Annotated in this window: 11 protein-coding genes and 1 tRNA gene; 9 read left to right on the plus strand and 3 right to left on the minus strand. The window is 41.1% G+C overall.

The features are described from left to right. The first annotated feature begins 27 nt into the window (after positions 1-27). The 6 genes from AC13CS_RS13620 (at position 28) to AC13CS_RS13645 (ending at position 6,922) form a co-directional block, all read left to right on the plus strand. Positions 28-348 carry an alcohol dehydrogenase catalytic domain-containing protein gene (locus AC13CS_RS13620; RefSeq protein WP_293166902.1) on the plus strand — a complete coding sequence of 107 codons (321 nt, stop codon included), beginning with the start codon at positions 28-30 and terminating at the stop codon, positions 346-348. Between the two features lie 24 nt (positions 349-372). Then, positions 373-1,017: a zinc-binding dehydrogenase gene (locus AC13CS_RS13625; protein ID WP_482888844.1), complete on the plus strand. Its 645-nt coding sequence runs from the start codon at positions 373-375 to the stop codon at positions 1,015-1,017. A gap of 12 nt (positions 1,018-1,029) precedes the next feature. Further along, positions 1,030-1,401 (plus strand): L-histidine N(alpha)-methyltransferase, encoded by a 372-nt coding sequence (locus tag AC13CS_RS13630; protein ID WP_293166898.1) that lies wholly within the window; start codon positions 1,030-1,032, stop codon positions 1,399-1,401. A gap of 817 nt (positions 1,402-2,218) precedes the next feature. After that, the gene (locus AC13CS_RS13635; protein WP_474505480.1) at positions 2,219-2,983 is read left to right on the plus strand and encodes a type IV toxin-antitoxin system AbiEi family antitoxin domain-containing protein; all 765 of its coding nucleotides are present in this window, start codon (positions 2,219-2,221) and stop codon (positions 2,981-2,983) included. Beyond that, positions 2,976-3,869, plus strand: a complete 894-nt coding sequence (locus AC13CS_RS13640) for a nucleotidyl transferase AbiEii/AbiGii toxin family protein (protein WP_474505481.1) — start codon at positions 2,976-2,978, stop codon at positions 3,867-3,869. The genes AC13CS_RS13635 and AC13CS_RS13640 overlap by 8 nt, the downstream gene beginning before the upstream one ends. Before the next feature lie 65 nt (positions 3,870-3,934). Beyond that, complete coding sequence (locus AC13CS_RS13645; protein ID WP_474505482.1) at positions 3,935-6,922, plus strand: TOTE conflict system archaeo-eukaryotic primase domain-containing protein; 2,988 nt, start codon at positions 3,935-3,937, stop codon at positions 6,920-6,922. Between the two features lie 988 nt (positions 6,923-7,910). Here AC13CS_RS13645 and AC13CS_RS13650 read toward each other — a convergent pair. Beyond that, positions 7,911-7,992 (minus strand) — tRNA-Leu (locus AC13CS_RS13650). A 161-nt stretch (positions 7,993-8,153) separates the two neighbouring features. Here AC13CS_RS13650 and AC13CS_RS13655 point away from each other — a divergent pair. The 3 genes from AC13CS_RS13655 (at position 8,154) to pth (ending at position 10,559) form a co-directional block, all read left to right on the plus strand. After that, the gene (locus AC13CS_RS13655) at positions 8,154-9,095 is read left to right on the plus strand and encodes a ribose-phosphate pyrophosphokinase (protein ID WP_293166890.1); all 942 of its coding nucleotides are present in this window, start codon (positions 8,154-8,156) and stop codon (positions 9,093-9,095) included. Positions 9,096-9,201: 106 nt separating this feature from the next. Further along, positions 9,202-9,840, plus strand: a complete 639-nt coding sequence (locus tag AC13CS_RS13660; protein WP_293166888.1) for a 50S ribosomal protein L25/general stress protein Ctc — start codon at positions 9,202-9,204, stop codon at positions 9,838-9,840. A gap of 89 nt (positions 9,841-9,929) precedes the next feature. Further along, the gene (gene pth / locus AC13CS_RS13665; RefSeq protein ID WP_293166886.1) at positions 9,930-10,559 is read left to right on the plus strand and encodes an aminoacyl-tRNA hydrolase; all 630 of its coding nucleotides are present in this window, start codon (positions 9,930-9,932) and stop codon (positions 10,557-10,559) included. A 1-nt stretch (position 10,560) separates the two neighbouring features. Here the strand turns inward: pth and AC13CS_RS13670 are convergent, their stop codons facing one another. Together AC13CS_RS13670 and AC13CS_RS13675 are read right to left on the minus strand one after the other, a co-directional pair. Further along, the gene (locus tag AC13CS_RS13670; protein ID WP_293166884.1) at positions 10,561-11,247 is read right to left on the minus strand and encodes a hypothetical protein; all 687 of its coding nucleotides are present in this window, start codon (positions 11,245-11,247) and stop codon (positions 10,561-10,563) included. Next, positions 11,244-15,038, minus strand: coding sequence for a reprolysin-like metallopeptidase (locus tag AC13CS_RS13675; RefSeq protein WP_293166882.1), 3,795 nt, complete (start codon positions 15,036-15,038; stop codon positions 11,244-11,246). The genes AC13CS_RS13670 and AC13CS_RS13675 overlap by 4 nt, the downstream gene beginning before the upstream one ends. Positions 15,039-15,076 lie beyond the last annotated feature (38 nt).

Here is a 15,076-nt window from a genome sequence, read left to right on the forward strand (position 1 = left end):
CAAATAATCAAAAAGCGAATATATAGGATGTTGGATAAGGACATCAAAACCATGTACGCCCTTGTTGTCCATAGCCCAGGGGACGCCAATGTACTTCGATGGGAGCAACGTCCAGTGCCCATACCCAACAAAGGCGAGGTCCTGATCCATGTAAAGGCCTTTGGTCTGAACAGATCGGAATTGATGACCAGGAAAGGGTATTCTCCCAACGTTAGGTTTCCCAGAATCTTAGGGATTGAATGTGTGGGAGAGGTGGTTTCTGATCCATCCATGGTATTTAAAGCTGGAGAAAAAGTCGCGGCATTTATGAAAGGTATGGGTCGTGATTACGATGGTAGCTATGCCTAGTACGTTGTACTTCCACATACTGTGGTGACCGTATTCAAAAGCCATTTGCCTTGGGAGATACTTGGAGCACTTCCGGAAATGTTCCAAACAGCCCATGGCTCCCTGCACCATGCGCTACATGTTCATTCCGGGGAACGCATCCTGATAAGAGGGGGCACCTCCTCAGTAGGACTGCTCGCCGCCCAAATAGCAAAACGTAATGGACTTTATGTCATCTCAACTACAAGAAATCCTGCAAAGCGTAGTTTGCTTTTGGAAAGTGGTTCCGATGAGGTTTGGCTGGATAATGGTAAATTGCAAGGGACAACCGCCGAGAGCGGCCCTGTGGACAAGGTTTTGGAGTTGGTGGGCACAACAACCCTAAAAGATTCCCTACGTTGTGTAAGGCAAGGAGGCATTGTATGTATGACCGATATGCTTTCCGAAAAATGGGGTTTCGAGAATTTCGAACCAAAGGAAGCTATTCCTGCATCCGTTTATTTGACCTGTTATGACAGTGGACAGATCCGGGTAGGTGGAAAGCATTTCCAAGAGTTCTTGCAACAGATAGAGCAAGGTGAAATCACCCCAATGATAAAACGGACCTTTAAGCTGAAAGAGTTGCCGGACGCACATAGGCTGATGGAGGAGAACACAGGGGGTGGGAAAATTGTGATCGTTACCTATTAAAACCAAAGCAACATGAATCCATCCACAGAGCGATTTATCGATATGGCCGTTGAGCCAAACTTCCAAGATGCATTCAGGGCGAGTGTGCTGGAAGGGTTGGGACAATCGCCCAAAAGATTGGAATCAAAATACTTTTATAACAGTGAGGGGGATAAACTCTTTCAAAAGACAATGGCCCTGCCAGAATATTACCTGACCAATTGTGAACTTGAGATATTCAAGGAGCGTAGTGGCGAAATCATGAAGCTTATTGCTCCAGACAATGATGGTTTCGATTTGATCGAATTGGGTGCTGGGGACGCACAGAAATCGAGACATTTGATAAAACATCTTTTGACTTTCCAAAAGTCCGTACCCAACAACATAAAATTAATGGGCAGCTGATTTTCAATCATGCTGTATTCTTTCGGTCCCGCTTGCGGGACGTAGGGAATAGCAAGAGGGTGATGCGCAAATTGCGCCATCACGGTTGTTTTTGGGTTTTCAACACATTGAAAACCAGTTAATTGAATTGATTTTGGAATACTGTGCAAAATCAGGTGCTACAGTAAGATTTTTCGAAATCTACAGTAAAGCCTTTGGGAAGCCCAATAAATACTGGAAAATTTTGACGAAAAAATTGAGGCAATTTGACGTAAAAACAAAATTGGACCAATGGTGACCCTTGTGAAGTTATGAACGAATCAGACGGAGGTAATGATTCCAAAATACCCTTTTGCCTCGCTCAGTAGTATTAGTTAAGGTAAGGATTTGGGGCTTGCAGCACTGCGCTTTGCTTCGTTCGCTTTTTTATTCAGTTTTCTTTTGCGACCCTACGGGAGCAAAAGCAAGATTGTCATGACAATGACACATCTTGAATTCGTTGCCGAACTTTATCTATAGCGTTTTTTCCCGTTCTTTTGTTCCAATTTGAGCACGGCCCAAATAGAAGCCAAAATTTTGAGGCGGCAATTAAATGGAACAAGTAAACATTGAAAAAATATTGGCCGTCACCTTTCTGAGAAATATTTTGCAACATTTACCTTTCGGATATATTGTATGAACACTATCCATTACCATACTTTTTCTTGTACACATTTTTTGGGAACATGAAAGTTTAAAAAAACACAAATACACAAATCATTAGTTTGTATATTTGAACAAATATAAACCTTGCAGCCCCTTTATGGTTTGAAAAAGATTCAATACAAAAACTTTTAGTTTGGAAAAAGAACAAAAAATAAACCGTTTTATTAATTCACAGCCTCCCGGAGTTGTCTATTTAAGCTCATGGTTAACGGAAAATGGATTCTCCACACAATTGCTCAATCGATATAAAAAGAGCCGTTGGATATATTCCATAGGTTCCGGAGCTTGGATGAGAATGGGTGACAAGCCTACCTATCAAGGTGCATTGTTTGCATTGCAAGAACAAGCTAACCTAACTATCCATCCAGGGGGTAAAACCGCCTTATCCTTATTGGGAAAAGTCCATTATCTGGAACTATCCATAAAACAAATAACGTTGTTCGGGAGAAGCGAAGAAAAATTGCCCGCTTGGTTTTTAAAATACAACTGGGGGTTAAAAGTAGACTACTATAGTTCCTCCTTCCTTCCTTCCAATATAGGACTACAAAACTTGGAGCAAGGGGCCTTCAATTTGTTGGTGTCGAATCCAGCAAGGGCCTTAATGGAATGTCTGTATCTAGTGCCCAAAAAACAAGAACTGGTCGAGTGCTACGAAATAATGGAAGGATTGAACAACCTTAGGCCGAAACAAGTACAGGAACTTTTGGAGGTCTGCACGTCCGTAAAGGTGAAACGACTTTTTCTGTACATGGCAGAAAAGGCAGGGCACGATTGGTTTAAATACACCAACTTGGAAAAAGTCAATCTTGGAAAAGGAAAACGCTCCTTGGTAAAGGATGGTGTTTATATATCCAAATACCGTATCACGGTCCCTAAAGCATTGGAAAATTATGAATAATTACAAGCAACAGGTTTCCCTATTGTTACAGGTTTTGCCTGAGGTGGCAAAGGAACCAAATTTCGCACTGCACGGCGGTACGGCCATCAATCTGTTTGTACGGGACATGCCCAGATTGTCGGTAGATATTGATTTGACCTACATCCCCATAGAGGATAGAAAGACATCCTTTAAGAACATTATTGATGGTCTTGACCATATAAAAACAAAACTCAAAAAAATTCTACCGGAAGCTACAATTACCCTAAAAAAGGAGACATTAAAACTTCAGATCACCACTGTAAACGCACAGATAAAATTGGAAGTTAACCAAATCAACAGGGGTGTCATGGATAAAACGGTAACATTGCCGCTATGCGAAAAAACCCAAGAAGAGTTTAATGCTTTCTGCGCCGTACCGGTAGTTCCTTTAGGGCAATTGTATGGTGGAAAAATATGCGCTGCATTGGACCGACAACATCCCAGGGATTTGTTCGATGTAAAATATATGATGGAAAATGAAGGATTTACAGATGAAATCAAAAAGGGGTTCCTATTGTTCCTTTTGAGCAGTAACCGCCCCCTTCACGAAATGTTGCTTCCCAATTTTATCGACCAAAGGAAAACCTTGCTCAACCAATTTGAAGGTATGAGTCCGGAAACCTTTACCTATGGGGATTTTGAAAAAATCAGGAAGGAATTGATAAAAGCAATCCATCAAAACCTAACAGCTGAAGACAATGAGTTCTTATTGAATTTTGGGGAAGGAAATCCCATATGGGACATTTATGATTTTGAACGTTTTCCTGCCGTGCAATGGAAACTACAGAACCTTATCAATCTTAAAAAAAGGAACCCTAAAAAGCATGAAAGTTTTGTCATCTCATTGAAGAACGTATTGGATTGATTGAACTATTCGCCAAAATGAAATTATAAGGCAATGCATCAAAAAAGTAATATAAATATCTTCTCATGAATATTGAAAAGCAAATACAGTTACTGAAAACCTTTTTCAAAGGGCGTGACGATGTCTTTGCTATACGATGGGAAAAGGGTGATAAAAGTGGTTATATACCAGCCTATCATTATGACCCCTACATGTACCGCCTACACAAACAAAAAGGAGGAACATTCAACAATTATAAGGACAAGACCTATTTAAAATTAGATGGCCATCAACTAACAAAACATATAAAAGGCGCAAAATTTATTGGTGTTTATCCACTTTTGACCGATAACACCTCTTGGTTTATCGTAGCCGATTTTGATAAAAAAGACTGGAAAGAGCAGTCCGTTAAAGCTATAGCTGTTTGTAAGGAAAATGGGATTCCTGCATATTTGGAACGTTCGCGTTCAGGAAATGGTGGACACGTATGGATATTCTTTGAACAGCCATACCCGGCCATAAAAAGCAGAAAGGTTTTATTGAATCTTTTCGAGCAAGCAGGTGTTTTTTCCAAATTTGACAAAAACACAAGTTTCGACAGGCTATTTCCAAACCAAGATTATTTGTCGGGAAAAGGGTTTGGAAACCTGATTGCCCTCCCGCTTCAAGGAGAAGCTTTACAAAAGGGCAATTCCTGTTTTATTGACCTGCGGACTTTTACTCCCTTTCAAAATCAATGGCAATTTTTAAAAAGCATCAAAAGGGTTTCGACCATTCATTTGGATAGGGTTTTAGAAGAATTATCCAAGGAAAGGGTAGGCACAAAGGTTTTTTCTAAAAGCCATAATGTCAATACCGGGAAATTGAAGATTAGTTTAAGAAACAGTATCGTGATTAATCGAAATGGCCTAATCCCACCAATAGTTGATTTCTTAAAAGAGCGTTTGAACTTTTTTAATGCTGATTATGCGATTAAAAAGAACACCGGAAGAAGTACTTGGAAGACGGAGCGCTATTTTAAACTTATTGATGAAACCGAAAATACAATCGAAATCCCGAGAGGTTTTATAGGGAGCTTGGTTCGGTTCTGTAAGCAAAAGCACATTGATTATGAATTTATAGACCAAAGAAAACAGTTGAACAATATTGAGTTGAAGTCCTCAATTCAGCTGCTAAAACACCAATTCCACCCAGTAGAAACATCTACAAAAAAAGATTTCGGAATTATTGTAGCCCCACCAGGATCGGGAAAAACAATAATAGGTCTAAAAATCATTGAACAAAAGCAACAACCAGCATTAATCCTTACTCATAGAAAACAGATCGCCGAACAGTGGATTGATCGAATTGAAACTTTCTTTGGAATTCCCAAAAGGGAAATCGGCAAAATTGGTCAAGGTAAAATGAAGATTGGCAAAAAGGTAACAGTGGCATTGATCCAAACGTTGGCAAAGAAACTATCCAACGAAAATGATGCACAAAAATTAGCATCTGCTTTTGGCACCATGATCATAGACGAATGCCATCATATTCCGGCTAAATCATTTCGTGAGGTCGTGCATCAACTCTCTCCGTATTATCAATATGGGTTAACCGCAACCCCCTTCCGTAAAAGCAATGATGAAAAATTAATTTTTGTGTATTTGGGAAACATTATTTCTGAAATAAAGCCCCAACAAATTGAACATTACAAAAAAGCAAGGGTTGTAATTCGCGAAACCAATCTCAACGTTCCTTTTAACCCAAAAACTGACCATTTTGAAACCCTTTCCAAAATATTGGTCCACGATTCCGAAAGGAATAAACTCATCTTAAACGATGTTGGAAATGATTTGAAAAAGGGTAGAAAGGCAGTAATCATTACGGAGCGAAAAGAGCATATTCAAACCCTTCATCAATATCTTAAAAATCAATTTGAGATTATTCCAATTTCAGGCGATGATAACGCAACCTCACGTTCGATGAAATGGAAAAATATCGAACAAGGCAACTTTCAAGCTATTATCACTACCGGGCAATTTTTTGGGGAAGGGGTGGATATCCAAACCATCTCCTGCTTGTTCTTGGTATATCCGTTTGCCTTTAAGGGCAAACTAATCCAATATATCGGAAGGGTACAACGTTCTGAATTAACACCCGTTATTTATGATTATCGGGATAAGCAAATCCCGTATCTGGATAAGCTCTTTTTAAAACGGAATACCTACTATAGAAATCTTGATCGACAAGCAACGCTGTTTGAGGATTTAAAAGAAGACATTGATAATAGACCGAGACTAAACGATATCGACAAGGTCATTAAAGTTGCTATCAACAATTTGGATTTTCATTACGGAATGGTCAGTTTTTCATATAGTTCCCCAAATGGAACTTCATTTGAATTTGAAATCGAGAATGAAGAAATGCAACCCGAGTTTGAGGTATTGAAACCATATTTCACTAGGGTTTTAAACTCCAAATTCATTACGGTCCGTATCCATATAGGATTTAATGATGCTACGGTTGTTTCGCAATTGGCCACCTCGGATGATATTGCCCGTATCAATAAAGAAATAGTGGATAGTGTAAAATTTCAGTTTATTGAACAACATTTTATTAAGAGTGTAAAACTTGGAAAGGATGAAGATACTGAAGAGGTGCCTAGAACAATAGGATCATTCTTTGGCTCAGCTGACAATCTGTTGGAAAGCCTATTGAAAAACAGCAATTATGTCCACTATAGGCAGTTATTATATTTATCAAAACAGCATCAGTATGAAAAACTGAAAATCAGATTTGTTTTAAATCCATTTTCATTCGTCTTCCTAGTAGAAGGAGAACAAAAACATCACATTATTCTGGAAACACTGAATACCAAAGAGGCCACCTATGTGTGGCATCTTCCAAAAGAACATTCTCTTTTCAAAATAGAATTGGAACGAATCAACCAGAAATTGAACTGGATCCGTAATAATGGCCGCCAATCTTTTTTAGAAACCAAAAACGAAAATTTCAGTAGGATAATTCACGACTATACCGAAGATAGAAAAGGCTTCTATAAATGGAAAAATGCTTTGGAAGAACGTTTGCTGTAATTCCTTAGTCCTTTTCCGTTTCCCGGTCGTGAAAGTGTCCCAACTTGGCCAGCGTGGAAACGACGTCAATGTTTCGGGCTTTTTCGCAGTCCATGGTATTTCTATTTTTTCTCTCATTGTCTCAAGTTTTGTTATTTCTCCTACCTTCTTACCTAACCCAATGATGACGGGGGTTTCAAAGCCAGGTCAGATGCTTTTTCAACTTACCTATCTTACCCTTTAGGTAGGTTAGGTAACCTTTAGGTAAGATGGGAGTTATATATCCTACCTAAAGTTTTGCCCCATGACCATTGGCTTTATCCTGCTTTAGGTAACTAGGTAGGTAGTATTCTTCTTTCTTTGCAAATTCCATTTCCCAAGGGCTTCCCCAAAAGAGTGGTCGGGACAAATAGCCGAGAACAAGTCTTTAGGGATGCCTCATCTTTTGATTTATTTGTTCCTTTCACTCAGCGTTCAGTTTCCAACGAAATTTTGATGATTTGATGACAAACCTCTGGGAGACCCAATAAATACTATTAGTTCCTCCGTCATCATTTTGTCATCGTTTCATCGTTTTTGTTTTTTTCTTCAATGTCCCTGTCATCATTTTTTATTTTGATGACAGTATGATGACAAAGTGATGACAGCCTAAACCCTTATAAACGCTGGGCTAATATCAATCTGTCATCAAATCATCAAAATTTTGGGGCATAAAAATCATTTTCTACGGCAAAGTATTTCCAGCTGCATCATCGATATTGACTATCAGCCGTTTTATAGGGTAGCTTTCTGCTCTCTTTGAAGTTGGGTCGGCACCCCCAGTCTTAATGACTGAAAGCTCTAAAATACATGGATGGAGGTGGGTATAACTTGAACAAGTGCAAGAAATAGGGTCAAATGATACAAAAAAAGCACAACCAAAATGTTAAAGTTGAAGAATTTAAAATGTTGTACCTATGTTGTACCAAAATAAAAAAGCCGAGAGGTAAATCTCGGCTTATCCCTTTTGTACCTTGGGAGGGAATCGAACCCTCACTCCCGAAGGAACTGGATTTTGAATCCAGCGCGTCTACCAGTTCCGCCACCAAGGCATTGGTACCACATTTTTTAAATGCGAGTGCAAAGCTAAAAAATATTTTTTATTTATCACCAAAAAATACTTTGATTTATCCTTTAGCAACCCGAATTAATTCTTAAATTTGCACCTCCTTACAAAAAAGTACTTTAAAACGCTAGTTAACAAGAGATTGTAATGGCCTATCAAGTTCCGGAACCTAAAATTTTTGCTTGCACCCAAAGTGTAGAGCTGGGCAAGAAAATCGCTGCTTCTTATGGTGCAGAATTGGGAAAAGTCCAATTCTCACGGTATAGCGATGGTGAATTCCAGCCATCGTTCGAGGAATCCATTCGGGGAGCCAGGATTTTTATCATCGGTTCTACGAATCCAAGCTCGGAAAACTTGATGGAAATGTTGTTGATGTTGGATGCTGCAAAAAGGGCTTCGGCCAGGCACATTACGGCCGTTATGCCTTATTTTGGTTGGGCCAGACAAGATAGAAAGGACAAGCCACGCGTTCCCATCGCCGCAAAGTTGGTCGCCAAAATGTTGGAGACCGCTGGCGCAACAAGGATAATAACCATGGACTTGCATGCAGACCAGATTCAGGGCTTCTTCGAAAAGCCAGTGGACCATTTATTTGCCTCTACCTTGTTCCTACCCTATTTAAGGGGACTTAATTTGGACAATTTGTGCATTGCATCTCCCGATATGGGCGGTTCCAAAAGGGCTTACGCCTATTCCAAAGCTTTGGAGTGCGATGTAGTGATCTGTTACAAGCAACGGGCCAAGGCCAATGTAATTTCGCACATGGAACTTATTGGCGATGTACAGGGCAAAAACGTAGTTTTGGTGGATGATATGGTCGATACGGCCGGCACACTTACCAAAGCCGCCGATTTGATGATGGAAAGAGGAGCTGAAAGTGTACGTGCCGTTACAACACACGGATTACTGTCCGGCAAGGCATACGAAAGAATAGAAGAGTCAAAATTATCGGAACTGATCGTTACCGATTCCATTCCGATTGATCACGATAAGGAAAAAATAAAGGTATTGTCTTGTGCCGACCTATTTGCAGATGTTATGCATCGGGTTCACCACAACACCTCAATATCTTCAAAATTTTTAATGTAGCCTTCGATGAAGTTTATACTGAGCGGAGTCGAAGTGCTCAGGCTGACAGCACGGGCAACTCGAAAAGTTAGTTTTAGAATTTAATTTAAATATTATAATAGAAGTTATGAAGTCAATTACAATCAAAGGATCCCAAAGAGAAAGCGTGGGCAAGGTTTCTACCAAAGCCTTACGTAATGCTGGAAAGGTCCCTTGCGTGCTGTACGGAGGGGATAAACCAGTGCATTTTTCAGCAGATGAAATCGCGTTCAAAGACTTGGTGTACACCCCAAATGCGCACACCGTAGTAATTGAATTGGAGGACGAAAAATTTGCAGCCGTACTACAGGACATTCAGTTTCACCCTGTAACGGACAATATCCTTCACATCGATTTCTATCAATTGTTCGAAGACAAACCAATCACCATGAGAATCCCGGTACGTTTGGAAGGAAACTCTCCTGGGGTAAAAAATGGTGGTCGCTTGCTGTTTAGAAAGCGAAAGCTCTCCATTAGAGCATTGCCCGATTTGCTTCCCGATTTTATCACTATTGATATTTCCAAGTTGAGAATCGGTCAAACCATTGCCGTGGAATCCATTCTAAACGACGACTACACATTCTTACACCCAGATAGTACCGCTATCGTTCAGGTTAAAGCTTCTAGAACTTCTGTTGATGAAGAGCTTGAAGACGAAGATGAAGAAGGAGTAGAAGGAGAAGCTACTGAAGGTGGCGAGGCTCCTGAAGCCGAAGCTGCAGAATAGCACTTTGAAAAATTTGTAAGAGCATCCCTTTTTTACCTTGGTAAAAATTTGGGATGCTTTTGTATTTTTAGACAAATGGAAAAAAGTAGATGCTCAATTTTATCAAACAGCTTTTTGGCTCATCAAAACAACTATTGCAAGAAACTGACCCTATGAAAAAATTTTTGATTGTAGGCCTGGGGAATATTGGAGCCAAATATGATGAAACCCGTCACAACATAGGGTTCAAGGTTCTTGATTATTTGGCCGAGCAAGAAGGCTTTACTTTTGAAAGTGCCAAGTTGGGAGACGTGGCCACCTTTAAGCATAAGGGAAAAAGTGTGATTTGCCTAAAACCATCCACCTATATGAACCTGAGCGGAAAAGCGGTAAAATATTGGATGGACAAGGAAAATATAAGCTTGGACAATGTTCTGGTCATTACAGATGACATCAACCTTCCATTTGGCTCCATTCGCCTTAAGGGCAAGGGCAGTGATGGTGGACATAATGGACTGAAAGATATTCAAAATGTGCTACAGACTACCAAATACAACCGTTTTAGATTTGGTGTGGGTTCCGATTTTAGCAAAGGCAACCAAGTTGATTATGTTTTGGGCAAATGGGACGACGAACAACAAAAAGCCATGCCGGAACGCCTTAAAAAATCCACGGACCTTATCCGCTCGTTTGTGTTTGCCGGTGTAAAAAACACCATGAACCAATTCAATGGCAAATAGTTTAGAGAACTTTAAAGTCGAACACCCCTGAATCGGCACTATTCCCCTCTAAATCTGTTGTGACCACCCTCCAATAATAAACAGTTCCGGATTCAACACCTACAGGTATTTCCATGGTACTTGCATTTGTGAGCCCAACTGATGTTGTGGGTGGATCGGTATCCGAAAAAAACACTTCAAAAGATTCGACATCGTTATCCACATCTGCGCCGGACCATTCCAAAAGTACTTCGTTTGCGATATCCTTTTGCACTGTAGAGCCTGATGTTGGGCTTACCAATTGCGCAGGAAAAGGCGCATAGGTAGTTTGTGCACCTGCATTGTAGAACAACCAGGTTGCACTGGAGGCTATTTGGTCCGATGTTGAGTTCCGAGACGTTACAGACCAAGCGTAAGGCGTTCCCTTTGTTATGGTTAGACTTGCTGAAGTGGATGCCGTAGATATATTTTGCGGGACGTTGGTGTCCAAATTTACAACGCTCAATGTGTAACTTTCCGTATTATCGGACGCCATCCACCGAAATGTGACTTGGGTGGATGTTTCGCTGATATCGGTTCCTGTGGTGCACTCAGAATTTTCTTCGGGAAACACCAATGTTGCACCCTTTGGAGCAGGAGGCGGACCATCATCCCCCCCGCAAGAAACCAACAAAGCCACTATGGACAGCCCAATTATTTTCCGAATCATCTTTTTATAAGTTTAAACATTTCTTTTACCCCCGCCTTTTCTACACCTAAATAATAAATTCCTTTGGGGAGGTTCGACAAATCCAACTGTAAATCATTGCCATAAACCTTTCTGTTATCGGTTCGAACCAATCTACCATTGGCAGTAAATATTTGTATACCAACATCTCCTTCATAGCCCGCCAAATAAACTTCTGTAACGGCATCTACCGGGTTCGGTGAAATAATTGGCCTTGAAGAGTAGAACAGGGTCTTTTCAACCACTCCCTGACATGGCAAGTTTGAATACACTCTTAATGTATTGACACCTTCTTTTAAAGCAAGTTGAACTTTGGGTGCTTCGGTCTGTGTTACCAATCCATTGAGCTCGACATTATAAAATGAAGCCCCATTCAAATCCACGTTCACAATACCTGAATCTATCACCGCATCTATATCCAACACATCAGGCTGGGTAATCATGGCATTAAAACAGACTTCTTGATAGGTAATCGTTCCATTGGTTCCCATAATGCAAAGGGAGTATTCTCCTGCAGATAAATTAGTAAAGGTTTGGGAGTTTGTAAAATCAAAGGATTCCGTACCATTCGCACCATCCAAAACTGCAGTATAGGTAATGGAGGTATCAAAAGGGCTTACCGTTATTGATCCATTGTTGCTGCTTCTACACGTTTCACTTTCTATTTCGATTTCAAAATTGTCCGAAGCAAACCTATAAATGGCACAGCCGTTGGTATCCACTTCCACACCTTTGGGCGTTCCCAAACAAAGGTCATCCCCATCATCAAAAACACCATCCTCGTCCTCATCTGGACGGTAATTTCCTTCTATACAAACATCCAAAGAGAAACCTATCAAGCTTCCCCCGTCACTTGCAGCAGTATCCTGTATTTCCAATACCCACTCACCCAATATGGATTCTCCCTTTAATGATGCCAATGACCCTAGCGGTGTTACCGTTCCAGAAATGGCAGGATTATCCCCACATGTTATAGGGCTTCCATCATCATCAAAAACTGCGTTGATGTTATTCGCCTCTCCACAAGTGTTCGAAATTAACGTTACCACAGTTCCTTCTGGAGATGTAAGGGTAATGACCAAATCCTCCACATAGGTATGGTCCAACTCCAAGTTTACATTCACATCCGAAATGGGCAAATCTTCTACAAATAGAACCGATGTGGTAACGGTTGGCGTTCCTGAAGCTGAAATGGCAAGCGGCAAATCGTTAGGTTCCCTATTTTTACAGTCCACTTGCGTAGTAACAAAACTGAAAGTGGTTCCAAAAGTTCCCGTTCCACACCCGTTGTTTGGCCTAACCCTCCAAAAATACTCGGTTTCCGGCTCCAGATTCGTGGCCCTGTAATTGGTAAAGGGTATGTTGGCCGACTCTACAATATCAACAAATCCAGCATCTGTTGCCACTTCCACATCATAACTTGAGTACAATGGGTCTTCCTCCCAGTTGAGTTCTGTATCCAAAGAAACTCCACCTTCACCATTAGCGGGGGACAACAGTGCTACGTCGGAAAAAGTGCCATCTTGTACCGATAGGGCAACAACCACGCTTTTGGTCACCGATGCGGAAGTAGCATTTACAATAATATCGTAAACCCCGGGGGCAACACTATTGGTATTGGATAAGGTCAGGTCCACAGTGGTTTGATCGGCACTGGCCTCCGTCGGGGAAAAATTAGCGGATAAACCAGCCGGCACATCTGCAGAAAATGTAGCGTTTTCGTTGAATCCGGCGTATGTTTCGTACACAAAGGGAATCACTATATCATCCGGTTGACATACTTCATAATCCAACGTTTCAAAATTTAGGACCACTTCGGATTGTTCAATGGTAAAGTCAGTGGCGTTTACGGCAAAAAACACATTGTCGGCTGCCTTCACCATAAATCGAGCAGTTTCCGTAACATCTCCTGGCAAAAGCACTTCTTCCGAACCATCATTAACGGTGTTTTCCAATAAGGTGATGGGATAGGTTAGACCTCCATCCAAAGAGAGGAATATATCCACATTTAGGGCATTAATGGGGGCAACATCTGTATTGGCCACGTCCCAAGTAATTTCTTGGGTCGAACCTGCCTGATAAACCTCACTGACTGCTTGGGAAGTAACCAAAAAAGGACCAGCAGCCTTAATGACCTTAACATCCAATACATCGGAAACTACCTGTCCCCCTCCCGCTGCATTGTCCCGAACAGTAAAGGCAAACCTAAGGTTTCGTTCTATATCGGAAACGGTTTCCCATGCACTTCCGGTAGCGGGGTTGGTTTGCGTTAAATTTCCTTGGGCCACTTCCGATAGCCTTGGGAAATATCGAATGGGCTCCGTGGTGGGGGGTAATGATCTAAAATTGGCGCCACCGGGATTGGTGGATCCAAAAGATGAAGTTGTCACCACACCATCATCAATTTGTTCCCAAGTATAGGTAAGCACATCCCCAACATCGGGGTCGGTGGCAATGCCTTCCAGAACAAAAGCCGTCCCCTTTGGAATCGTAAAATCATTGACCGAAGTAAGCACTGGTGGCGAATTTACCAGTGCTTCGGTTTGGGCACATGAGGTTGTCGCGAGGTACGTAGCTATCTGAAGAATGCTATTGTAATGAAAATAATCGTCTCCTTGAGATGTTACATTATTATCTTCAACAATTCCCGCATACCCCATTATTGTGGAACCACTTGCAGGTTCTGCTTGCACCCCTGTTCCTTCGGGTTCGAACGACCATGTATGGTTGGCCCCAAATTGATGACCGAGCTCATGGGCCACAAAATCCAAATCGTATCCATCTCCTTGAGGATTAAATGCTGATGAAAAAGCACTTCCTTTTCTATTATCCACACAAACTGAAGCAATAAATCCTGCATTTCCATTATCCAAGCCTTCGTTCACTTTGTGGAAAAGATGGCCCACATCGTAATTTTCCTCTCCGATAAAGGAAGTTATGGTGGACTGTACCTCCGAATTTAAACTATTATCATAAGGATCTGTATTCGCATTGGTAAAAATGATTTCGTCGTTGTTTGGAACAAGCTCCAAAGTAACGCCCAAATCCGTTTCAAACACTTCGTTGACCCGCGTTAATGTCGCGTTTATTCCCGCTAAGGCATCTTCCACAGTTCCACCCATTTCTTGGGTATATTCTCCCGATGCAGAGACTGCAATTCTGTATTTACGCAACACTTGATCATCCACCAAAGGAACAATGGTCTTTGCCGTAATGCCCGATGACTTACTTCCCACACCGAACAAATCCTTGCTGGTCTCGCAGATAAAATCCATTTTTGAGGAAAGACCATCCTCTTTATCATACAAAACATAGGCATCAGGTTTATTGGAAACCGGCTCCATAAAAGCTGTTTTGTTGTCCTGCAAATCCACCAACATAGTTTGAATACCTTTGTGCGAACTACTTAGCTTCACTTTGTATCTACCATCGGAGCTCACCCCCGTGTACGATTTGATATTCGGATATTTCTTGGCAAGATCAGGATGCAGTACCGAAGTTTCCTTCAAATGAAACGGAACAACAACCCCATCGTTGTTAGGCAGATAAACAATTTTTCGATTCGTTTTTGCTGATGAAAAAGGTTTCATTTCCTTGAAAAATCCTTCCCTATCCAAGGACAAAACCTTCTTGGCACCTGAAATATCTGTCAGGGAAGCACTTCGCAGGTTGGACTGTTTGGGAATGCTTTTCCAATAACCTTGCTGCCCGTAAATGCAAAAGCAGCTAAAAAATATGGCTATTGAAAAAACAAAATGTAATTTAGCTTTCATACACGGTTAGGGCATAGTATAATTTCAAATGTAAGCCT

Source organism: Flagellimonas sp. B-3 (assembly GCF_056857835.1).

Excerpts from the sequence above, each read along its gene's own strand:
- AC13CS_RS13670 (WP_293166884.1), bottom strand. The coding sequence starts at position 11,247 with ATGATTCGGAAAATAATTGGGCTGTCCATAGTGGCTTTGTTGGTTTCT.
- AC13CS_RS13660 (WP_293166888.1), top strand. The coding sequence starts at position 9,202 with ATGAAGTCAATTACAATCAAAGGATCCCAAAGAGAAAGCGTGGGCAAG.
- AC13CS_RS13640 (WP_474505481.1), top strand. The coding sequence starts at position 2,976 with ATGAATAATTACAAGCAACAGGTTTCCCTATTGTTACAGGTTTTGCCT.
- AC13CS_RS13655 (WP_293166890.1), top strand. The coding sequence starts at position 8,154 with ATGGCCTATCAAGTTCCGGAACCTAAAATTTTTGCTTGCACCCAAAGT.
- AC13CS_RS13645 (WP_474505482.1), top strand. The coding sequence starts at position 3,935 with ATGAATATTGAAAAGCAAATACAGTTACTGAAAACCTTTTTCAAAGGG.
- AC13CS_RS13620 (WP_293166902.1), top strand. The coding sequence starts at position 28 with ATGTTGGATAAGGACATCAAAACCATGTACGCCCTTGTTGTCCATAGC.
- AC13CS_RS13630 (WP_293166898.1), top strand. The coding sequence starts at position 1,030 with ATGAATCCATCCACAGAGCGATTTATCGATATGGCCGTTGAGCCAAAC.
- pth (WP_293166886.1), top strand. The coding sequence starts at position 9,930 with ATGCTCAATTTTATCAAACAGCTTTTTGGCTCATCAAAACAACTATTG.
- AC13CS_RS13675 (WP_293166882.1), bottom strand. The coding sequence starts at position 15,038 with ATGAAAGCTAAATTACATTTTGTTTTTTCAATAGCCATATTTTTTAGC.